Raw genomic sequence first — 20,104 nt, 5'->3', positions numbered from 1 at the left:
GGCCACAGACGTTCGGCGTCTGTGGCCCCTTGCCGTGCCTGCCTCAGTCCGTGGCCGCCGGTCCCTCCGCCTTCGCCGTGCGTGGCGCCGCCTGGCGTCCGGCCAACGGGCGCTCGGGCAGGAAGACCGTGACGAGGAAAGCCCCGCCCACCAGCAGCCCCGCGATCAGGAACACGTGATCAATGGCCCCGGCCATCACGCCGCGCAGGGCCGCGACGATGGGCGTGAAGAGTTCGGCGTGGCCCAGTTTCCCCAGCGCTGCCTGCAACTGGCTGCTCGCCTCCGGGCTGGACAGCAGGTTGGGATTGGCGATGGCCTCCTGCATGGGCGCAGGCAGGGTCCGGGCTACGGCAGGGAGCTGCGCGCCGAGGTCATGCGAGAGACGCGCGTTGACGAGCGCCCCGAACAGGCTGACGGCCAGCGTCCCACCGATCTGCCGGAAAAACTGGTTGCCCCCGGTGGCGCTGCCCAGCAGCTGGCGCGGTGCGGCGTTTTGCACGGCGAGGGTCAGCTGGCTGTTGACTGGCCCCAACCCGATGCCCAGCAGCACCATCAGGCCCACCGCGAGCGCGAGGGAGGTGGCTGTGCCCAGCCCCGTGCAGAGCAGCAGCGCCACCGTGGCGACGAAGCCGCCCGCGATAATGAGGCCTTTGTACCTCCCGGTGCGGCTGACCCACTGCCCGCTGAGGGTACTTGTGGTGATCATGCCCAGCATCAGCGGCGCGAGGGCCATGCCGCTGCCGCTCGCCGTACTGCCGCGCACGCCTTGCATGTAGAGCGGCAGATACAGAATTGCCGCGTACATCCCCGCGCTGGTCAGGAATCCGGCGAGGCTGGCGAGCGAGATGGCCGGATCACGAAGCAGGCGCAGGTTGAGGATGGGCCGCTCCTGCCCACGGCTGTGAAGCACATACCCGCCGCCCAGCATCACGGTTCCGGCCAGCAGGCCCAGGATACAGGCGCTGTCCCAGGCGTAAGTTCCGCCGCCCCACGACAGGGCGAGGGTCAGCGTGGTCACGGCCCCGGCGAGCAGCGCTGCGCCAAGCGTGTCGAAAGGCTGGTGGGTCCCGTCCCGGGGAGGTGCGGGCAACCGGAAAAAGCGCCCGATAAAGTAGATCGCCAGCAGCGCGAAGGGCACGTTTACGAAAAACACGCTGCGCCAGCCCAGGTGATCGGTCAAGAAGCCGCCGACGAGCGGTCCCACCACGCTGCTCACGCCCCAGACCGCGCCCGTATAGCCCTGATACCGCCCGCGCTCAATGGGCGTGAACAGGTCCGCGATGGCCGTGAAGCTCATCGCCATGAGGGTGCCACCGCCGATGCCCTGGAGGGCACGCAGGGCGATCAGTTGCCCCATGCTCTGCGCCAAGCCCAGCAGCACGCTGCCCAGCGCGAACACCACGATGCCCGCCAGCAGCAGTGGGCGGCGGCCATAGCGGTCGCTGACGGTCCCGACGATGGGAATGGTGATGGTGGTGGTCAGCGAGTAGGCGGTAAAGGCCCAGGCATACAGGTGAAACCCACCCAGATCGGCGATGACGCGCGGCATGGCACTTCCCACCACCGTGAGGTTGAGGCTGGAGAGAAACAGGACGGTGAGGACGCCCGCGAACGCGAGGATCTTGTCCCGCTGAGAGAGGGAGGCCGTGTTCATTCGTTCTCCTTTCCACTGGGAACGAGGGCTGTCTCCAGGTCCTTCAACGCCAGCAGGGCCGCGTTGACCCGCTTGGCGGGGAGGTGCCCGAGCTGCGCGCGCGCAATGTCCTGCGCCACTGCGCGGGTGTGCGCCCGCGTCGACTCGCCCTCGGGGGTCAGGCGAAGGCGGAGTTTGCGGAGATCGGTGGAATCGGTCACGCGCTCCAGCAGGCCCTGGTTCGCCAGCTTGGTCACGATGCGCGTCACTGTAGGCGCGGGCAGGCGGTGGTATTCGGCCACCGTGGAGGTCGTGTCGAAGCCGTCCATGACGGCGGCGCGCACAAGCACTTCCTTGGTGCCGAGCTTCATCGCCGCCTGAAGGGGTTCGTCGAGGGCCTGACGAAGGCGCCGCAACAGCCGCAGCACCTGGCGCACCAGTAGATACGACCCGTCCGTGGAGACACCGGACGCGAAAAGAGAAGAAGGAGTCATTTCATTTGGAAGTATTTCAAATGAAAAAAGAGGGGAAGATGGGCTGCCTCACCTTTCTCCGTACACCCGCAGCAGCTCCAGACCGTTCACCTGCTCTGAGACGCGGGCGCCCCCCAGCAGATGCGCTTCCAGTACCGCTGGAAGCCACAGCAGCACGTCCTGAGGCAGGGCGTCCAACGCAAACCAGCCCACTTCGGAGGTTCCCGCGAGGGGCTGGGGCGCGCCCTCCCATTGCGCAGCCACGAAGAAGAAGTCCGCGCCTTGCACGCCTCCGAGGTCATAACGGCTGACGCCGAGGGCACGCAGGGCCGCAGGCTTTACCCGGACGCCCACCTCCTCCAGCGCCTCCCGCACGGCGGCCTCGGCCAGGCCCTCACCCGGTTCGACGTGGCCGCCGGGCAAACCCCACAGCCCGTTGCCGTAGGACACGCCCGAGCGGCGGCCCAGCAGGATACGTCCCGCGGAATCGAGGAGAATCGCCCAGGCCACGAGATGAAAGCTTCGGTCCGGAGTCATGGCCCTACGCTACGTTCTCAGCGCAGGGAGTGCACCCGCATCACGTCCTCGCAACTGCTCGCTGACGGACACGTTACCGCGCAGTTGGGCCTCCGGCACGGCGGATAGCCAGGGCAACACCTCTCCGGGCAACTTCTCGGGAGCAAATCCACTCCACCTCGGAAGTCTTGCGGAGGAGCTGAGGCGCACCTTTCGAGCTCCGTGCTGTAGACGGAAAATCCGTGCCCCGCGCGCCGTCCATCCGGTACCACCGCACGCCCAGGGCGGAAAGGTCAACGGGCCGAACGGGCAGCTCCACTTCCCCGCAGAACTCGCGCACCGCCGCTTCGGGCAGACCCTCGCCGTCTTCCACCCGACCGCCCGAGCAGCACGGCTGCGCGCTCCTTCAAAACGGCCGTCCAGACCAGCGGGTTCACGGCCTCAGGGGAACGCGCTATCCTGCCCGTTGCGTCACCGGGGGTGCCCACGTTTTTCCCGCACAGGGAAACGGGGCTGAGAGAGTCCCCAAAGAACCTGATCCGGATCATACCGGCGGAGGGAGCGTGACGGGGCAACGGCCCAGTGGCCGCCCACCCCTGCTCTGCTTCCCCTTCGTGACGCGAGGGGGAATTTTTATGCGTAACCCGTACCTACTCGGCCTGCTGCTGGCAGGCGCAGCCCAGGCCCAAACGACACTGACGGTCATCACCCACGATTCTTTCAGCGTGGACAAAAAGCTCGTGGCCGCGTTCGAGAAGGCCAACAGTGCCCGCGTGCGCTTTGTGAAGGGCGGCGACGCGGGGGAACTCCTGACCCGCCTGATCCTGACCCGCCGCGCGCCCCTGGCCGACGTGGTGTACGGTCTGGACAATACCCTGCTGCCCCGGGCGCGGGCGGCGGGGCTGCTGGAGGCTTACAAGTCTCCGGCCCTGGCGAAGGTGCCCGCGGCCTACCGTCTGGACGAGGCGGGACTGCTCAATACCGTGGACTACGGTTACGTGGCCCTGAACTATGACCGCGCGGCCTTCGCCAAGCTGGGCCTGCCCCTGCCCAAGAGCCTCGATGACCTGAAAAGGCCCGAGTACGCCCGCCTGACGGTGGTGCCCTCCCCCGCCACGAGTAGCCCGGGCCTGGCCTTCCTGCTCGCCACGGTAAACCACTACGGCGAAGCGGGCGCGTGGGCGTGGTGGCGTGAGGCGAGGGGGAACGGCCTGAAGGTCACACGCGGCTGGACCGACGCCTACGAGAAGGACTTTTCCAAGAACGGCGGCAAATACCCCATCGTTCTGAGCTACGCGAGCAGCCCCGCCGCCGAGGTGTTCTACGCCGAGGGCTACGACGCCGCCAAGCCCCCTGCCCAGGCCCCCACCGCCAACCTGTTCCTGCCGGGCAGCACCTTCTTGCAACTGGAAGGTGTGGGCGTCCTGAAGGGCGCGAAGCAACCCCAGTTGGCCCGTAAGTTCGTGGACTTCATGCTCTCGGGCGGCGTGCAGGCCGACATTCCCACCCGCATGTGGATCTACCCGGCAGTGGGCGGCACGAAACTGGACCCGGCGTTCAAGTTTGCGCAGGAACCGCAGCTGGCCCCCGTCAAGCCAGCCGTGCTGGGCAACCCGCAGCGGCTGGCGGACGCGTGGGTGGAGAAGGTGCTGCGGGTGCGGTGAGGGCGGGGTGGCCCCCTCGCTCCAAGCTGCAGTTACCCGTGGCTTCGCCAGGCCCTCTCCCACGAGGGCAGAGGGTCGACAACCGCCATTCCTCCGCACGCCTTTCCTCTTCACTGTTCAGCGCCCAGGCCTCCTTCAGCGGAATGGGACAGGCGGCCTCGCGTTCAAATGAGCGGTGGAGTCAAGCAACATCACGCTCCCCACCATTCTGCCAAGCGCAAGCGCAGCGGCCAGCTCTCCCCTCCTCCCACCGGAGGCTGGGGGCTGGGGGAAGCCGGAGTAAGATTCCCTGCCCCTTGTGTTCACCCTCCATGAACTCCAAACCCTGGCTCCTCGCCCTTCCCCCCCTCCTCTTCCTGCTGCTGCTGCTGGCGCTGCCCCTCGCCCGCATCCTGCTGGAGGGCGGCGTCAACCTCACCGTCTGGCTGGACCCCTACTTCCTGGGCCGCCTGACCTGGACCCTGACCCAGGCGGCGGCCTCCGCCGCCATCGCCCTTACCCTAGGCGCACCGCTCGCCTACCTCCTCTCCCGCCACACCGTCCCCGGCAAGGCCCCGCTGCTCCGGCTGCTGCTGCTGCCCTTCGTCACCCCCACGCTGGTGGCCGTCCTGGGCCTGACCGCGCTGCTTGGGCCGCAGGGCTGGCTGACCCGCCCACTCGGGCTGGATCTGTCCGAGACGCCCATCCTGCTGATCTTGGGCAACCTCTTCTTCAACCTGCCGGTCATGGTGCGCCTCGCGTACAGCGGCTTCTCGCGGGTGTCCCCAACGCTGACGGGGGCGGCCCGGACGCTCGGGGCAAGCAGCCTGCGCGCGGCGCTGACGGTGGCCCTGCCCCTCGCGCTACCTGGACTGGCGGCGGGCTTCATCCTGGTCTTCCTGTACTCGGCGCTGAGTTTCGGGCTGCCCCTGGCCCTCGGCGGCGAGCGCTACGCGACGCTGGAGGTAGAGATCTACACGCTGACGGCCTACCAGTTGCGGCTTCCCGAGGCAAGCGCCCTGATCGCTGGACAACTGGGGCTGACGCTGGGAACGACGTGGGCCTATGTCCGCCTGGCACGCGGCGGGGTGGGCGTGCCCGCCTCCAGTCTTCCCCGCGCCAGGGGGGGAACGGCGGCGCTGCTCTGGCTGCTGGTGGCGCTGGTCACGCTGATCTGCTTTGGACCGCTCCTGGCCGTGGTGGCGCGCGGGTTGCTGGGTTCGGCGGGCCCTACCCTGACGTACTGGCGGGGGATTGTGTCTGATCCCGATACACCGCTGCTGCTGGGCAACACGGTGCGCTTCGCCGTGCTGGCGTTACTGGGGGCGGCGCTGCTGGGGACGCTCCACGCCCTTGCCGCGTGGCGGGCACGGTCCCGGGTGCTGGACCTGCTCTCGCTGCTGCCGCTGATGGTCTCGCCCGTCAGCCTGGCGGTGGGTTACCTGCTGGCGTACCCGGCCCTCTCGGCCACACTGCCCATGTTGATCGCCGCGTACACGCTGCTCGGCTTTCCACTCGTCACGCGCTCGGTGCTGCCCGCCCTGCGCGCCCTGCCGCCACGGACCCTGGAGGCGGCCCGCACGCTGGGGGCCCCGTCCCTGGCCGCGCACCGCACCGTCACCTGGCCGCTGACCCTGCCGGCCTTGCGCAGTGGAGCTGCCCTCGCCCTCGCCACCGTCTTGGGCGAATTTGGAGCCACGCTGGTGCTGACCCGCCCCGAGTGGGCCACCCTCAGCGTGGGCCTGTACGAGCGCCTGGGCCGCCCCGGCGAGCGCAATCTGGGCGAGGCGTGCGCGCTGGCCTCCGCGCTGCTGCTCCTCTCAGCCCTGAGTTTCACCCTGCTGGACGCGGGGGAGGGGGAAGTGACCTGAGCCGGACCCATCCTTTGGAGAGGCGAGGGCCGCAAAATGGGCCGGTGCCCTTCGCCGCGTCTTCCCTCCTCCGCGCCGCCCTTGCCGGCCTGATCTTGGCAGGCCTGCTGCCTGGCTCTGCCCGTGCGGAGGCTTCCACGCCCCTCTTGCCGCCAGAACCGCCCACCTGCACCGAGGCGCCCGATCCAGCCCTCACGCTGGGCTTCTCCTCCACACCCGGCCGTCCCCTCCCCGCTGACGTGACAGGGCGGGTGGACTTCTACGCCGCTGTGTACGGCGAGAATGGTCAGGCCCTGCGCGACGTGCGGCTGGGCGACGTTGACGCCCTGCACCCCCTGGCGAGTGCCTTCAAGCCCCTCGTGGTGCAGGCCGCGTTGCAGGACGTGGACGCGGGACGGCTCACCCTGAACACGCTGCTGGAAACCACGCCGGGACGGCGAAGCATCGAAGGCTATCCTGCCGGGAAGAATTCGGTGGAGAAGCTGGGACGGCGCGCGCTCGTCAACAGTGACAACACCGCGAGCGACATCCTGCACCTCGCGGCGGGCACGGAACGGGTGGCGCGGGCCGTTCACGCCGCCAGTCCCTGCACGTCTGTCCTGCACACCACCAAGGCGCTGTGGGGCACGCAATCGGGCCTGCTCCCCAATGTCTTGCGGCCCGGCCGGGACGCCGCGGCCTACGCCGCCGCTCCCTTCGAGGACCGGCTGCCCACGTCTTTGGCCCTCAACCGCGCCGCGCAGGGCCTGATGGGGCCGCAGGTGGAAGCTGCGCTGGACGTGTATTTTCACGGCCCCACCTATGATCCGGCGCTGGAACTGGCCGTACAGAACGTAAGTACGCCGCGCGCCTACGCTGGACTGCTCGCGCGCACGCTGCCCGGCGCAGCCCTGGGGCGAGCCACCCGTGGCCTCTTCCGCGCGTGGCTCTCGGACAGCTGTTGCAAACCCAAGGCGCCCACCCTGAAGACGGGGTTCTGGGGCGCGAAGGCGGGCAGCGGCTGGCGCCTCCTGACCCTGACGGGCGTGGTGGAGTTGCCAGGCGGGCAGACCCTCGCCTACGCCTACCTCAATGACCGCAGCGACACGCTGGAATCCGAGGACATGGAGCGCCAGATTCCGGCCCTGGTGCGCTGGCTGGACGGCACGCTGGCCGATCTGGCCCGGGGCCGATGAACGCCCTTCAACTAACGGGCCTGTCCAAGCGCTTCGGAGCCGTCACAGCGGTGCAGGACCTGTCGCTGAAGGTGGCGGCGGGCGAGACGGTGGCGCTGCTCGGCCCCAGTGGCTGCGGCAAGAGTACGGTGCTGCGCTGCGTGGCTGGGCTGGAGCGCCCCAACGCGGGCCGGGTGGAGGTGGGGCAGCGGGACGTGACGGAGCTGCCCCCGGAAGCGCGGCACGTCGGGCTGGTCTTTCAGGACTACGCGCTGTTTCCGCACCTGAACGTGCTGAGCAACGTGGCCTACGGTCCACGGATGCGCGGTAAGACCCGCGCGCACGCCGAGGCCCAGGCGCGGCAGACGCTGGCGCTCGTCGGCCTGGAAACGCTGGAGGGCCGTCGCCCAGCCCAGCTTTCCGGCGGGCAGGCGCAGCGGGTGGCTCTGGCCCGCGCCGTGGCGACGGGTTCGCCCCTGCTGCTGCTCGACGAGCCGCTGAGCAACCTCGACGAGCAACTGCGTGCCCGGCTGCGCGCGGACCTGCGCGCGCTATTCGCTCGGGTGGGCGCGGGCGTGCTGATCGTGACCCATGACCAGCGGGAAGCCCTGGCGCTGGCGCACCGGGTGGCCGTGATGCGCGCGGGGCGACTTATACAGGTGGGCGGAGCCCAGGAGGTCTTTGCTCAGCCGGCGACGGCGTGGGTCGCGGCGTTCCTGGGACACACGAACCTCCTGCCCGCCTCCAGTGGCGAAGTGCTCCTCGTACCCGAGAACGCCGTGCGCTTGGGGGAAGGGGAAGCGCTGCCCGTCGTGACCCGCCAGACCACCGGCGCGGGTCTGGAAGTGACGGTGCGCCATCCCCTCGGCCCGCTGACACTGCACCTCAGCCCACGCGAAGCGGCGCAGCTGGAAGGCGACACCCTCCGCCTGAGCCTTACTCCGCCGCGCCTTTTGCCCCTGCCGGACGACCGGTGAGCCCTTTCAGGAAAGGGAATTCCAACACACTTGAGCTTATGCTGGGGGTGGAGGCAAACGATGCACAAACAGAGCGGGCGGTGGGCAGTGGCCCTGGGGCTGGCACTCGGCGGTTCGGTGGCTGGAGCCGCAGTGTACACGGGCCCCCAGGCCGTCGTGTACATCGGAGACACCTGGTGCAGCGGCGGATACTGTGGGGGGGGCACCGGGGCGGCCTTTGAGGAAGCGCTGACGCGCGCCCTGACCGGCAGCGGCTACGTCCGCGCAGTGCGGGAACCGGACCTGGCGACGCTAAATTTGACGGCGGGCGTCTCCAGCGTCTCGGGGGGCGGCAGCGTCTGCCTGCCCTTCGTGGGCTGCGTCAGTGGCACGACGGTGCGCGCCCACCTCGAACTGACCGACCGCCGCACGGGCGAGGTGCGCTGGAACGATTCCTGCGAGGGCACCAGCGGCGGCTTCAGCACCTGGGGCTGGTGGGCGGGCAGCATCTACCTGGACACCGATGACGGCAAGGCCGCCGCCGACTGTGCGGGCAAGCTGGTACAGAAGCTCACGGGCAGCCCGGTTCTCAAGCCCTACCTCACGCTTGCGCCCGGGGCGGCGCTGACGGGTACCCCAGCCACCCCTGCGCCCGCTCCGGCGGCCACCCCCATACTTCCGGCTCCGTCTGCCGCCGTTTCCCCCCAACAGGCCGAGCAGAGCGTGAAAATGCTCGAAGCCCACCTGAGGGCCCTCGCCTTTGCCGACGCCAACGGGCTGTTTACCAGTGACCCCTACAACCCCGTCAAACTCAAGGAACTGAATGCGGCGGCCACCGCCCAGACGCTCGCGTTGGCTGCCCAGGTACGCCTGACCGTCACGCCAGGCGAAAACGTGGGGCCCTACCAGCTCATTGGCGTGAGCTACACCCTGCCTGGCGGCCCGGAGAAGTTCGTGCAACTCGCCGTCAGCGCCGACCCCACCGTCAACGCGCGGGGAGGCAGGCGGCTGGTGTACCTCTCGGCCTTCAACCCCCTGCGCTCGTCGGTTCCGGCGCTGGACGGCCTGAGCAAGAACGTGGAGACGTTGCTGGACGACGTCCACCGCGCTCTGAAGCTGCCCCCCCCGCGCTGAAAGGCGGCTAGACTCACCGCATGACCGCCTGGATTCTCGTCGGGGGCCGCCTTGTCCCCACGGGCGCGTTGCGCGCCCTGCCCCGGCCCGATCTGGTGGTGGCGGCGGACGGTGGTGGGCGACATGCCGCAGCCCTCGGTGTGCGCGTGGACGCCTGGGTGGGCGATTTCGATTCTTCAGCAGGGCTGCACCTCGACGCCCCGCGTGAAGTCCACCCGGCGGCCAAGGACGAAACGGACGCCGAACTGGCGGTGCGCGTGGCGAGGAGGCGGGGGGCCACCCGGCTGGTCTTTCTCGGGGCCTTCGGCGGCCGCTTCGATCACGCGGCGGCCCTGATGCTCGGTGGGCTGCGGCTGACGCGTGAGGGCCTGGGCGTGACGCTCCACAGTGGCGATGAGAGCGGCTCTCCGCTGCTGCCGGACCGGCCCCTTTCGCTGCACCTGCCCGCGGGCACCACCCTGAGCGTGCTGGCCTTCACCGACCTGCAGGGGTTGACGCTCACCGGCGTACGCTGGCCCCTGCGCAGGGCAAACATTCCCCAGGGCAGCGGCTGGACGGTCAGCAACGAGGCGGCGGGCGGCGAGGTGCGGGCCGCGCTGGAGGGCGGGCAAGCGCTGGTCACGGTGCTGTCGCCCGGCCCTGGGTGACCCGGGGGATAGGAAGCGCGGCTCCGTGGCGTTAGGGTGCGCTCCATGATGCAGCGGGAATTTGGCAAGACGGGCCTGCGGGTCGGCGTGCTGGGCCTGGGTGCAGGCCAGGTGGGGGCGGAAGCCCTGTCCGAGACCGAAGCCGAGCGGCTGCTTCACCGCGCCCTCGACCTGGGCCTGACCCTGATCGACACAGCGCGCGGCTACGGCCTGAGCGAAGAGCGGATCGGGCGTCATCTGGCACGCCGCCGCGATGAGTTCGTGCTGAGCAGCAAGGGCGGCTACGGCGCGGAAGGCACCGAGGACTGGTCTCCCCAGAGCATTTCCCGGGGCGTGGAACGGGCGTTGCGCCTGCTGAAGACGGAGCGCATCGACATCTTCCACCTGCACTCCTGCCCGCTCGACACCCTGCAGCGCGAGGACCTGCTGGGCGCACTCGGTGAGGTCCGGGCGGCGGGACTGATCGGGGTGGCGGCCTACAGCGGCGAGAACGAGGCGCTGTTCTGGGCCGTGCAGTCGGGGCATTTTGGCAGTGTGGAGACGAGCGTGAGCGTGGCGGACCAGCGAAGCCTGCACCACGCCCTGCCGCTCGCCGCCAAGAAAGGGCTGGGCGTGATCGCCAAGCGGCCCATCGCCAACGCCGCGTGGCAGTTCCGGGAACGTCCGGCGGGGCAGTACGCCGAGGTCTACTGGGAGCGCCTGCAGGCCTTGCGGCTGGACCCCGGGGGGCTGGGCTGGCCCGAATTCGCCCTGCGTTTCAGCGCATTTGCGCCCGGCGTGAGCAGCGCCATCGTGGGGACGGCGAGCCTACAGAACCTGGAATGGAACGCGCAGGTGGTGGAGGCCGGGCCACTTCCCCAGGCGCTGCTCGCCCACGTGGAGGCGGCGTGGCAGGCCCACGGGCAGGCGTGGGGAGGCGAGGTCTGATCCACACGGGGTGAATGCAGCCCGACTGGAAAAACGGTGGGGAACTTCCTTTCCCCTGGACCCGTACCTGGCCCCATGAGAGGCCGTGGGCTGGGATGTGGATGCTTGGGATGTGGGGGAAGTTCCCTGCTGGTAATCGCGCTGATGGCGGGGCTCGCCTGGTTTTACGTCGTTCAGCCCGCGCGTGAGTTTCTGGCGTCGTGGCAGCCCCCCGCTCAGGTGCAGACCACCGCGCAGCAGTCGGGCGGGACGAAGGCCGACGCACCACTCACCACAGCGGACGTGCAGCGCTTCGTCCGGGTCCGCCGTGAGGTCAAAAAAGCCCTGGGGAGCAGCTTTACCAACGTGCAGCAGGTCTGGACCGACATCCAGAACGGCCAGTCGCCCAGTGTGGTCACGGTGCTGAACGTGGTCCGCGGCGTGGGCAGTGGGATCGGCCAGGCCCGGCAGGCACAGACGGCAGCGCTCGCCAAAGAGGGAATGGGCGCCGCGCGCTACGCCGCGGTTCGGCGTGAGGTCAACCGCGCCCTGGGTCTGCCTGAGGTGGATTTCGCCGAGGCGGCCAACGCGTTACAGCAAGGCCGCTTTCCAGACCTGAACACCACGGTTCAGACGGCCACCGCCTCGGAACGCGCCCTCGTCGCGCCCTTCCGGGAGGAATTGACCAAGACGGCAGCGGCGGGTTTGCTGGGGTTGTAGAAAGCGGAGGGAAAGCAAGCCCGTTCCTGAGGAACGGGCCTGCTTTCCCTGTTCCCCGGTGCCCTACTGGCAGAGGTTGGTGCGGCACAGGTCCAGCGCCGCGTAGGTACGGCCGGGCTGCACGCTCAGCTTGAGAAAGAGGGTGCCGTTTTCCCAGGCGTAACCCTCGCCGTTCGTGGCGTCCAAGGCCTGCCGGGACACCCTCTTCAGGCGGCTGCGGGCATCGATCCACCAGTCGCGGTAGATGACGGGTTCGTAGGGCACGGCCAGGTCCAACCGTACCCAGTCGCCCGGCACGCGGTCGTTGATGCCCAGGCGCAGATGACGGGGCAACCCACGCGCGAGGGTGGCCGTGTAGTTCAACCGGGCAGGCGCGGTGGTGGAGAACAGGGCGCGCGCGCCGGGCGTTCCCGCCAGCACCGCCGTCGCGCCGTCCGCACGCCGCAGGGTAACCGAGCCCACACCGCCCCGTTCCACGTCGTCCAACCACAGGCGGCCATACGGCTTGTCGCAGATGTAGGCGTTCCACTCGGCACGGCGGGTGCAACTGGAATCGAACAGCAGTGGATTACTGGCCACGACGGAGCGCCCCGCCTGACCCGTCACGCTGCCGCTCAGGTCCAGGAATGTGGCGGACTTGTCCCCATCGGCTTCCCCCAGGGGCGTCTCGAAATAGACCCGGTTGGCCTCGACGAAGCGCAGGTTCTCGGCGGCGTTGACCGGACTGAGCGGATAGTGGTTTTGCCGGCGGTAGCCCAGCGCGCCCGCCGGACGCAGCGCGCTGGGCAAGAAGTTGGCGAAGGTGACGCCGCTGGCACGGACTGTACCGTCGTAGAACTCGAAGCCCCGAATGGGAAAGTCCGCCTGCTGGGGCAGCGGCAGGCTGCGGCCCTCCGCCCCGCGCTTCTCCCAGTTCGGCGGCGTGCCGACGTTGGCACTCTCGCCCACGATCAGGCCGCCCTCCATGGCATTGAGGCTGGAAGCGAAGGTCACGCCAACGGCGTTGTCGGCCAGCACCGCGCCGCGCAGGACCTGGTTGAAACCGCGAAACCACGCCCCACTGTTGCGGTTTTTGTAGGCGGTGAAGCGGTCGAAGTAAGCGGGTACCGCCGCCGACTTCTCGTCCGCAGGATTGCGCAGGGGGTGGTACTCGGTGGGGTTCACGTAGCCGTCTGCCCCAGGTCCGTGGTCCACGTCCAGCCCCGCCGTGACGTAGGAGTGCGCCACATTGTTCTCGAAGGCCGTCAGGGGCGTGCGCTGCGGCCAGATACCCTCCGAACGGCTCAGCCCCGTGGGATGTTCAGCGAGCGCGTACCAGAAGCCCACTCCGTCGCCCCCCGCCGCCACATTGCCGCGCAGGGTGTTCGCCGGGTTGGAAATCCAGTAGCTCGAAGGGCCGGGAAATCCGGTATCCGAGGGCAACACAGCCTTCTCGCCCTTCTTGGAATCAGGAGCGCGGGTGCCCAGCACGAGGTTGTCCGTGATGACGTTGCCCGTTTCCGCGCCGTCTTCCAGAAACAGGCAGTGCCCAACGGTCCCGGTCATCACGTTGCCGTCCACGTTGAGGTCATTGGTGCCGTGCAGGGTCAGGCAGCGGTTGAAGAGGTCGTGCAAGCTGTTGCCGCGCACATAGGAGGCGCGGGCCGAACCCACCATGTGAAAGTGCAGCGGGTAGCGCCGCAGCAGCCCCGCCTGGCCCATGCGCGTCAGCTCGGTGCCCTCTACCCGGGCCTGCCCGCCCCGCATCACCATGATCTGCCCGCCGAACGCCTCGTTCCGGCGCTCCACGCTGCCCTGCACGGTGACGTTGCGGGTCAGCAGCCCCACCTCGGCCCGTTCGTCCAGGGTTCCGCCCCCAAAGGTCTGCACCTCGCCGAAGTGCATGAACTTCAGCGGCGCGGTCAAGGTCACGGTGGAGCCCGACACGCTGCGGACCGTCACGGTCTCCTGCTGCGCGGCGTCGAAGTCGGTGCTGGCGAGCACCAGCCGGTCCCCGGGCCCCCAGTTCGGGGAGGTTTGTAGGCGCAAGGCGGTGCTTCCCACGCGCGCTGTCTGCGCCAGACGGGTCCACGACAGGCGTGGCTGGCCGTGCAATTCCAGATGGCCGCCGTCCATGACCCCTATCAGCTTATCGCCCATATCCATGACGTTTTCGCCGGGGCGGGCGTCGGTGAGGGTCAGGGTAGCGCGGTGCGCGAAGGGTTGGCCCTCGCGCCCCACCTCCAACGTGCCGCCGTCCAGCATGATCCAGTCGGCCTTCAGGTCCAGGTCCTTCTCCGCGAAGGTGAGCCGCCCCTGCACCGTCAGGCTTGCCAGGCGCGGTGGGCTCACGTCCAGAACCACCGCTTTTCCAGCAGGAATGGTCACCGCGGCCCCCATGGCCGGAACCTGTCCTCCCGGCCAGGTGTGAGGATCGCTCCAGCGCCCACCCGCTACAGCTTCAGCCGCTGCGCCGCCGTGTATTTCAGCGTGACTGCCTACCGCCGGGGCAGCCCCTCCTGCCTGTGGGGAGAGCAGCAGCGAGCTCAGAACAAGAATGAGGAGCCTGTTCATCCACGCTTAATATGGCAGGTTTAAATGAACGTTTCGTAGAGCTGCTTTCACAGGAGATCCGTGGAAGGATCCGGACAGGCTTTACGTGGGTGTGAGTGTCGCCCACGGCCCCAAACGCTGCGGACCCTTGCCGTAAGGTGACTGCATGACGAGCGAGACTTCTCCTCCCGCCACGCAGGCCAGTACGGCGCAGTCACAGGCCCTGTTCAGCCGTGCGCAGCGGGTGACGCCAGGCGGCGTAAACAGCCCGGTGCGGGCGTTTAAAAGTGTGGGCGGATCGCCCCGCTTTATCCGGGAGGCCCACGGCGCGTACCTGACTGACGCCGACGGCCACCGCCTCCTGGATTACATCGGCTCCTGGGGACCGATGATCCTGGGCCATGATCATCCGGCAGTGCGCGAAGCGGTTGCGGACGCCCTGTCGCGCGGCACCAGTTACGGTGCGCCCGGTGAGGGTGAGGTGCGGCTCGCCGAGACGGTCACGCGGCTGACAGGCGTGGAGCGCGTGCGCTTCGTCAACAGCGGTACCGAGGCCACCATGAGCGCCCTGCGGCTGGCGCGCGGAGCGACGGCACGCAAGTTCATCGTAAAGTTCCGGGGCAATTACCACGGCCACGCCGATGGACTGCTGGTGGAAGCGGGCAGCGGCCTCATGACGAACGCCGAGGGACACCTGGGCCGCGCCGCGCCGAGCAGCGCCGGGGTCCCCGAGGAATACGCCGCGCTGACGCTGGTCAGCGAGTACAACGATCCAGTCGCCCTCGACGCGCTGATGGCGGAGCGGGGGCATGAGGTTGCCGCCGTGATTTTCGAGCCCGTGGTGGGCAATGCGGGCGTCTTGATTCCCACGCCCAACTTCCTGGCTGCCCTGCACCGGGTCCGCGAGCACGGCACGCTCCTGATCGCCGATGAGGTAATGACGGGCTTTCGCCTCTCGTTGCGGGGCGCGACGGGCCTGCTGGGCCTGACCCCAGACCTGATCTGCTGGGGCAAGATCATCGGGGGCGGGCTGCCGGTGGGCGCATACGGCGGGCGGGCGGACGTGATGAATTACGTCTCGCCGCAGGGGCCGGTGTACCAGGCGGGCACGCTGAGTGGCAACCCGCTGGCCATGGCTGCGGGCCTCGCCACGCTGCAGGTGCTGGAGAATGAGCCGGCCCTCTACGTGAAGCTGGAGAGCTACACCGCGCAGCTCGCCGGTGGCCTGAGCGCTGCGGCACGCGAGGCGGGGGTGCCCCTCTCGGTCAACCGCGTCGGCTCGATGCTCACTGCGTTTCATCAGGACGCGCCGGACGGCTCTATACGCACCTACACGGACGCGGCGCGCAGCGACACCGCCGCTTTCGCCCGCTGGTTCCAGCAGATGCTCGCTGGAGGCGTCTACTGGGCCCCCTCTCAGTTCGAGAGCATCTTCGTAAGTGCCGCGCATGGGGAGGCGGAACTCAGCCGCACGCTGGACGTGGCCCGCGCCGCCTACCTCCACCTGGGGAGAGGCGCGTGACCCTGTTGACCGCCCTGCCCGACGTGATCCGCGTGCTGAAGGACAACAAGGTGGTGGCCGTGGTGGGCTTTCACCGCGACCCCATGAAGGCCGCCCACTACGTGCCCGAGTACCTGTACCGCCGCGGCTACAGCGTCATTCCGGTCAACCCGGCCCTCGCCGCTCGTGGAGAGAGCTTTTTCGGGCACAAGGCCGTGTCCACCCTCGCGGAGATCGGCGTGCCGGTGGACGTGGTGGAGGTGTTTCGCCGCAGCGACAAGGTGCACGAGCATCTGTCCGACATCCTGAGCATGCAGCCTCTGCCCCGCGTGGTGTGGTTGCAGCAGGGCATCCGCGACGACGAGACGGCGGGGGCGCTCACAGCGCGCGGCATCGACGTGATTCAGGACCGCTGCATGCTGGCGGACCACCGCGCGCTGCTGTAGGAGAAGTGGCTTTCAGCGGTTAGCAGGAGGGCCGAGCCGCTCCGCGCACAGTCTCGCCGCCCGCCCTACAGCAGCGCCACCTCCACCTCCTGGCCCACCTCCACCTGCCCGCCCTCGGGCACAATCACCAGGGCGTTTGCCTCACTCAGCGAGCGCAACACGCCGCTGCCCTGCTGCCCGTAGTCGCGCACCTCGCCGCCCCGGACCACGCCCCGCCAGAAGGCCGTCTTGTCCGGCAGGCCCCGAAAGGGTGTGGCGGCCCGGAACTTCAGCGTCTCCAGCGGCTGACCGGTCAATACGGGACGCACAATGACGTGAAAGACCACCAAGCTGCTCACCGGATTGCCCGGCAACCCGACGACGGGGAGGCCATGCCAGCCCCCCACGAGCGCCGGGCCGCCGGGCCGCATCCGCACCTTCCAGAAGGCGACACGGCCCTGCTGAACGAGCAGGTCACGCATAAAGTCGTACCGGCCCATGCTCACTCCGCCGCTCGTGAGGAGCACGTCCGCCCCGCCTACCCCAGCGATGACCTCAGCCAACGCCTCGGGACGGTCCGGCGCGTGGCCCAGGGGCAGCACCTCGCAGCCGCAGTCCTCCAACATGGCCCCCAGGCCGGCACTGTTGCTGTCGTACACCTGTCCCGGGTGCAGCGGCCTGCCAGGCTCGATCACCTCGTCTCCGGTAGACAGCAGGGCCACCCGCACCCGGCGGAGGACGGGCACCTGCGGGTGGCCCAGGGCCGCTGCAAGGGCCAGTCGGGACGGCGTGAGGCGCACGCCAGAGCGCAGCACCACTTCTCCGGTCCGGAAATCGCCGCCCTCGTGCCGCACGTCCTCACGCCGGGCTGGGCGCTGGAGCAACACGTGGTCCGGCCCGTCCTCCGCCAGCTGTTCCACAGGGCAGATCGCGTCCGCGCCCGGCGGCATGGGCGCTCCGGTGTAGATGCGGACACACTCGCCGGACCCCACCCTCCCCGCGAAAGCCAGACCTGCGCGGCTCTCCCCCACCACACGCAGTCGCGCAGGTGCCCCGGGCGTGGCCTGATCCGTATCTTCCGCACGGGCCGCAACGCCGTCCAGGGCGCTCTCAGTGGCACTCGGGTGGCTGACGAGGGCTGGGAGGTCCACGGCCAGGACGCGGCCCCGCGCCTCCCGCAGCGGAACACGCTCGGCGCCGGGTACGGGCAGCAGGGCGGCAAGCAGCTCGCGGGCCTCCTGCACGCCGACGTGCATGGGGAAGGCCGGCGAGGGAAAGGAAGGGGCAGCCATGGGGGCAGGATAGGGACTGTTCGGCCCGAACGGGCCGGAGAGGGTAGACTGCGGCGTACATCCAGCCCTCTCATTTCCCCAGCCTCTACAGTGGAGTTACCATGAACATCACCCAGGACAAAGTCGTCGAAATGGATTACGTGCTCAAGGTCGAGGGCGAGGTCGTCGACCAGAGCGAACCCGGCGAGCCCCTGACCTACCTGCACGGGCACAACAACATCATCCCCGGCCTCGAGCGGGCCCTGGAAGGCAAGAAGGCCGGCGACAGCCTGCACGTGACGGTGCAGCCCGAAGACGGCTACGGCGAGCGCGACGAGGACAATGTCGAAGAGCTCGACCGCGAGGACTTTGACGACGCGCCCGAAGTTGGGGCCACCTACTACGCCCAAGCGGAAGACGGCAGCGTGCTGCCCTTCACCGTGCTGGAAGTAGACGGCGACAAGGTACAGGTGGATTTCAACGCGCCCCTCGCCGGAATGGTCTTGAACTTCGACGTGACGGTGCGCAACGTGCGCGACGCCACCGCCGAGGAGCTTGAACACGGCCACGCCCACACGCCGGGCATGCACGACCACGAGTAAGGCCCCACGGGGTACGGCCACTGCGAAAAACGTCTGTGGGCAAGCCCTCACGGGTTCCTCCTGTTGCCAGCAGGAGGAATTTTGCCATCTGGACCGTGTAGACTGCGCCTTACCGTCCTCTTTCCTGACGCACATTTAACCTTCCCCCATAGACGCACCGACCTGCAGGTGAAGTCACAGCGCCCTTTGTTGTAAGGTGTACGCTGTTGTCACGGCCAGGGGGTGCCTCTGGCAGGTTTTATGGGCGGATTGTGCCGTGAAGCCTTCTCGTGAATTGGTTCACAGGAGAGGTTTGTATGAAGACCCTAATTCTCGGTGCTGGCTACGCGGGCCTCGCGGCGGCCACCAAAATGAAGCCTGTTCCCGAACTGGAAGCGCTGCTCGTGGAACAGAATCCCTTTCACACCTTCGAGACCCGCCTGCACGAGGCGGCGGCGCACAACACCCGCGTGACGCTGCCCATCACGCCGCTGCTGCGCGGCACTGGCGTGCAGTTCGAGCAGGCGCAGGTGGACGGCGTGAATCTCGACGAGCGCGAGGTCACGATGAAAGACGGCCGCGTGCTGACCTACGACAAGCTCGTGGTGGCGCTGGGTTCGGTCACGAACTTCTACCGCATCCCCGGCCTCGCGGAAAACGCCGCCGAGCTCAAGCAGCTCAGCGACGCCGACGAAATCTTCAACTTCGTCAACCGCGTCTTCTCCAACGAGTACACCGGCAACCGCGACATCGTGGTGGGCGGCGCGGGCCTGACGGGCGTCGAACTCGTGACCGAACTCGCGCAGCGGGCCAGCCTGCTCAGCCGTGAGCGCGGTCTGCCCCCCTTCCAGATCTACCTCGTGGAAGCTGGACCCAAGATTCTGCCCGTGCTTGACGACGCCCTGCGCGCCAAGACTGAGCAAGTGCTGCGCGATTACGGCATTCACATCCTCACTGGTCACCGCCTGATGGGCGCAACGCCCGACAGCGTGACGGTGCAGACCGCGGATGGCGAGCAGAAGGTCATCTCGGCGGGCAAGATCATCTGGACGGGCGGCATCCAGGCGCGCGACATCGTGAAGGGCGAGCATCTGGAAAAGGGTCCCGGCGGACGCATCGCTGTGGACGAATTCCTGCGCGCCAAAAACTATCCCGACGTGTTCATCATCGGCGACATGGGTCTGGCGCTCAACCAGGAAGGCAAGCCCGTGCCCACCACCGCGCAGCACGCCGGGCAGCAGGGCCGCCTGACGGGCAAGAACCTCGTGCGCCTCGCCCAGGGCCAGGACCTCGAAGCCTATGAACCCACCACCCTGGGCGAGTTTGTGTCGCTCGGCGGCCTGATGGCCGTGGGCTGGATGAAGCTGCCCTGGAACCAGAAGCTCGCCATCACCGGCGGTCTCGCCCACGTGATGAAGCGCGCTTCCGAGTGGCGCTGGCGGGCCAGCATCGACTGAGGGAGCGCGGCCTCGCCCGGTCCATGGTTCGAGAGTCAAAGGGCCCAAGGAGAGCTGCTCTACGGAGCAGCTCTCCTTGGGCCCTTGCCTTTTGCCTCCACCGTCAAGACCCTTAGACCCTTAGACCCTTAGACCCTTAGACTGTCTCCTATGGTGCGCGGTGATCTGGCAGTGTTTCCCTTTATGCCCGTGATGCAGATGCTGCTGTCGAGTGGGCGGGCTGGGCGGCTGAGCGTGACCCATTCGCGGGGCGGCGAACTGTGGTTTGACCCGGGCGAGCTGGTTCACGCGCGGGCCGGCTCACTTACTGGCGACGCGGCGCTGCAGGTCATGAGCACGCTGGACGCGGGCCAGTTCACCTTCGCGCCCGATGTGCCGCCCAGTGAGCGCACGCTGGAGTTGCGGCGTGACGCGGCCCTGCGCCGGCTGATCGAAGAAAGCGGCGCGTGGGAGGGGCTGATGCGGATGTTTCCCGACTGGAACCGCCCGCTGCGCTTCACGAGCCGCTGGAGCGACGGTCAGCCCGTCACGCGTCCGCAGTACGTGGCCCTGAGCCTCCTGCCCGAGGGCCTGCCGTTGCGAACGATGCTCGACCGCCTGGACCAGCCACCCCGACAGGTGCTCGAAGTCATCCGGCCCTTCGTCGCAGCGGGCCTGGTGGAACTGGGTTGAGCCACCTTGACG

Annotated in this window: 19 protein-coding genes and 1 riboswitch; of the genes, 13 read left to right on the top strand and 6 right to left on the bottom strand. The window is 68.5% G+C overall.

Annotation, left to right across the window (positions count from 1 at the left end; genetic code table 11):
- Positions 1 to 43: 43 nt before the first annotated feature.
- The 4 genes from B9A95_RS16260 to B9A95_RS37200 form a co-directional block, all read right to left on the bottom strand.
- Positions 44 to 1,654 carry an MDR family MFS transporter gene (locus B9A95_RS16260; protein ID WP_084048265.1) on the bottom strand — a complete coding sequence of 537 codons (1,611 nt, stop codon included), beginning with the start codon at positions 1,652 to 1,654 and terminating at the stop codon, positions 44 to 46.
- Positions 1,651 to 2,127: a MarR family winged helix-turn-helix transcriptional regulator gene (locus tag B9A95_RS16255; RefSeq protein WP_084048264.1), complete on the bottom strand. Its 477-nt coding sequence runs from the start codon at positions 2,125 to 2,127 to the stop codon at positions 1,651 to 1,653. Before B9A95_RS16255 ends, B9A95_RS16260 begins: the two co-directional genes overlap by 4 nt.
- Before the next feature lie 48 nt (positions 2,128 to 2,175).
- Positions 2,176 to 2,643, bottom strand: coding sequence for an NUDIX domain-containing protein (locus B9A95_RS16250; protein WP_084048263.1), 468 nt, complete (start codon positions 2,641 to 2,643; stop codon positions 2,176 to 2,178).
- A 73-nt stretch (positions 2,644 to 2,716) separates the two neighbouring features.
- A complete protein-coding gene (locus tag B9A95_RS37200) occupies positions 2,717 to 2,995 on the bottom strand; it encodes an NUDIX hydrolase (protein WP_170928675.1) in 279 nt (92 codons plus the stop codon).
- A gap of 93 nt (positions 2,996 to 3,088) precedes the next feature.
- A riboswitch (TPP riboswitch) is annotated at positions 3,089 to 3,201 on the top strand.
- A gap of 56 nt (positions 3,202 to 3,257) precedes the next feature.
- Here B9A95_RS37200 and B9A95_RS16245 point away from each other — a divergent pair.
- The 8 genes from B9A95_RS16245 (at position 3,258) to B9A95_RS16210 (ending at position 11,653) form a co-directional block, all read left to right on the top strand.
- Positions 3,258 to 4,286, top strand: coding sequence for a thiamine ABC transporter substrate-binding protein (locus B9A95_RS16245; RefSeq protein WP_084048262.1), 1,029 nt, complete (start codon positions 3,258 to 3,260; stop codon positions 4,284 to 4,286).
- Positions 4,287 to 4,597: 311 nt separating this feature from the next.
- On the top strand, positions 4,598 to 6,136 hold the full coding sequence (locus tag B9A95_RS16240; protein WP_084048261.1) for an ABC transporter permease: 1,539 nt from the start codon (positions 4,598 to 4,600) through the stop codon (positions 6,134 to 6,136).
- A 44-nt stretch (positions 6,137 to 6,180) separates the two neighbouring features.
- Positions 6,181 to 7,311 carry a serine hydrolase gene (locus tag B9A95_RS16235; protein WP_245808336.1) on the top strand — a complete coding sequence of 377 codons (1,131 nt, stop codon included), beginning with the start codon at positions 6,181 to 6,183 and terminating at the stop codon, positions 7,309 to 7,311.
- Entirely contained in the window at positions 7,308 to 8,267 is a 960-nt protein-coding gene (locus B9A95_RS16230) for an ABC transporter ATP-binding protein (RefSeq protein WP_084048260.1), read from the top strand. Before B9A95_RS16235 ends, B9A95_RS16230 begins: the two co-directional genes overlap by 4 nt.
- A gap of 60 nt (positions 8,268 to 8,327) precedes the next feature.
- A complete protein-coding gene (locus B9A95_RS16225) occupies positions 8,328 to 9,380 on the top strand; it encodes a hypothetical protein (RefSeq protein WP_084048259.1) in 1,053 nt (350 codons plus the stop codon).
- Between the two features lie 20 nt (positions 9,381 to 9,400).
- Positions 9,401 to 10,027, top strand: coding sequence for a thiamine diphosphokinase (locus tag B9A95_RS16220; protein ID WP_084048258.1), 627 nt, complete (start codon positions 9,401 to 9,403; stop codon positions 10,025 to 10,027).
- A 45-nt stretch (positions 10,028 to 10,072) separates the two neighbouring features.
- Positions 10,073 to 10,954 carry an aldo/keto reductase gene (locus B9A95_RS16215; protein ID WP_084048257.1) on the top strand — a complete coding sequence of 294 codons (882 nt, stop codon included), beginning with the start codon at positions 10,073 to 10,075 and terminating at the stop codon, positions 10,952 to 10,954.
- Positions 10,955 to 11,098: 144 nt separating this feature from the next.
- Positions 11,099 to 11,653: a hypothetical protein gene (locus tag B9A95_RS16210; RefSeq protein ID WP_245808335.1), complete on the top strand. Its 555-nt coding sequence runs from the start codon at positions 11,099 to 11,101 to the stop codon at positions 11,651 to 11,653.
- Positions 11,654 to 11,716: 63 nt separating this feature from the next.
- On the opposite strand, the gene B9A95_RS16205 is transcribed toward B9A95_RS16210, so the two are convergent.
- Complete coding sequence (locus B9A95_RS16205; protein ID WP_084048255.1) at positions 11,717 to 14,206, bottom strand: G8 domain-containing protein; 2,490 nt, start codon at positions 14,204 to 14,206, stop codon at positions 11,717 to 11,719.
- Between the two features lie 145 nt (positions 14,207 to 14,351).
- Here B9A95_RS16205 and hemL point away from each other — a divergent pair, with 145 nt between their 5' ends.
- Both hemL and B9A95_RS16195 read left to right on the top strand, forming a co-directional pair.
- On the top strand, positions 14,352 to 15,707 hold the full coding sequence (gene hemL, locus B9A95_RS16200; RefSeq protein WP_084048254.1) for a glutamate-1-semialdehyde 2,1-aminomutase: 1,356 nt from the start codon (positions 14,352 to 14,354) through the stop codon (positions 15,705 to 15,707).
- Entirely contained in the window at positions 15,704 to 16,132 is a 429-nt protein-coding gene (locus tag B9A95_RS16195) for a CoA-binding protein (RefSeq protein WP_084048253.1), read from the top strand. Before hemL ends, B9A95_RS16195 begins: the two co-directional genes overlap by 4 nt.
- Positions 16,133 to 16,197: 65 nt before the next feature.
- On the opposite strand, the gene B9A95_RS16190 is transcribed toward B9A95_RS16195, so the two are convergent.
- Positions 16,198 to 17,403: a molybdopterin molybdotransferase MoeA gene (locus B9A95_RS16190; protein ID WP_084048252.1), complete on the bottom strand. Its 1,206-nt coding sequence runs from the start codon at positions 17,401 to 17,403 to the stop codon at positions 16,198 to 16,200.
- 101 nt (positions 17,404 to 17,504) lie between these two features.
- On the opposite strand from B9A95_RS16190, the gene B9A95_RS16185 reads away from it, so the two are divergent.
- The 3 genes from B9A95_RS16185 (at position 17,505) to B9A95_RS16175 (ending at position 20,092) form a co-directional block, all read left to right on the top strand.
- Positions 17,505 to 17,984: an FKBP-type peptidyl-prolyl cis-trans isomerase gene (locus tag B9A95_RS16185; RefSeq protein WP_084048251.1), complete on the top strand. Its 480-nt coding sequence runs from the start codon at positions 17,505 to 17,507 to the stop codon at positions 17,982 to 17,984.
- A 296-nt stretch (positions 17,985 to 18,280) separates the two neighbouring features.
- Positions 18,281 to 19,420: an NAD(P)/FAD-dependent oxidoreductase gene (locus B9A95_RS16180; RefSeq protein ID WP_084048250.1), complete on the top strand. Its 1,140-nt coding sequence runs from the start codon at positions 18,281 to 18,283 to the stop codon at positions 19,418 to 19,420.
- Positions 19,421 to 19,570: 150 nt separating this feature from the next.
- Entirely contained in the window at positions 19,571 to 20,092 is a 522-nt protein-coding gene (locus B9A95_RS16175; protein WP_084048249.1) for a DUF4388 domain-containing protein, read from the top strand.
- Positions 20,093 to 20,104 lie beyond the last annotated feature (12 nt).

It is taken from the genome of Deinococcus hopiensis KR-140 (genome assembly GCF_900176165.1).
Lineage (GTDB): Bacteria > Deinococcota > Deinococci > Deinococcales > Deinococcaceae > Deinococcus > Deinococcus hopiensis.
The sequence above is the reverse complement of the archived record's forward strand: the minus strand, read 5'-3'. Positions and strand labels throughout refer to the sequence as shown.

Bases quoted from the DNA above. Each gene is read 5' to 3' on its own strand.
- B9A95_RS16260 (WP_084048265.1), bottom strand. From the start codon at position 1,654: ATGAACACGGCCTCCCTCTCTCAGCGGGACAAGATCCTCGCGTTCGCG.
- B9A95_RS16255 (WP_084048264.1), bottom strand. From the start codon at position 2,127: ATGACTCCTTCTTCTCTTTTCGCGTCCGGTGTCTCCACGGACGGGTCG.
- B9A95_RS16250 (WP_084048263.1), bottom strand. From the start codon at position 2,643: ATGACTCCGGACCGAAGCTTTCATCTCGTGGCCTGGGCGATTCTCCTC.
- B9A95_RS16245 (WP_084048262.1), top strand. From the start codon at position 3,258: ATGCGTAACCCGTACCTACTCGGCCTGCTGCTGGCAGGCGCAGCCCAG.
- B9A95_RS16240 (WP_084048261.1), top strand. From the start codon at position 4,598: ATGAACTCCAAACCCTGGCTCCTCGCCCTTCCCCCCCTCCTCTTCCTG.
- B9A95_RS16230 (WP_084048260.1), top strand. From the start codon at position 7,308: ATGAACGCCCTTCAACTAACGGGCCTGTCCAAGCGCTTCGGAGCCGTC.
- B9A95_RS16225 (WP_084048259.1), top strand. From the start codon at position 8,328: ATGCACAAACAGAGCGGGCGGTGGGCAGTGGCCCTGGGGCTGGCACTC.
- B9A95_RS16220 (WP_084048258.1), top strand. From the start codon at position 9,401: ATGACCGCCTGGATTCTCGTCGGGGGCCGCCTTGTCCCCACGGGCGCG.
- B9A95_RS16215 (WP_084048257.1), top strand. From the start codon at position 10,073: ATGATGCAGCGGGAATTTGGCAAGACGGGCCTGCGGGTCGGCGTGCTG.
- B9A95_RS16210 (WP_245808335.1), top strand. From the start codon at position 11,099: ATGGCGGGGCTCGCCTGGTTTTACGTCGTTCAGCCCGCGCGTGAGTTT.
- B9A95_RS16205 (WP_084048255.1), bottom strand. From the start codon at position 14,206: ATGAACAGGCTCCTCATTCTTGTTCTGAGCTCGCTGCTGCTCTCCCCA.
- hemL (WP_084048254.1), top strand. From the start codon at position 14,352: ATGACGAGCGAGACTTCTCCTCCCGCCACGCAGGCCAGTACGGCGCAG.
- B9A95_RS16190 (WP_084048252.1), bottom strand. From the start codon at position 17,403: ATGGCTGCCCCTTCCTTTCCCTCGCCGGCCTTCCCCATGCACGTCGGC.
- B9A95_RS16185 (WP_084048251.1), top strand. From the start codon at position 17,505: ATGAACATCACCCAGGACAAAGTCGTCGAAATGGATTACGTGCTCAAG.
- B9A95_RS16180 (WP_084048250.1), top strand. From the start codon at position 18,281: ATGAAGACCCTAATTCTCGGTGCTGGCTACGCGGGCCTCGCGGCGGCC.
- B9A95_RS16175 (WP_084048249.1), top strand. From the start codon at position 19,571: ATGGTGCGCGGTGATCTGGCAGTGTTTCCCTTTATGCCCGTGATGCAG.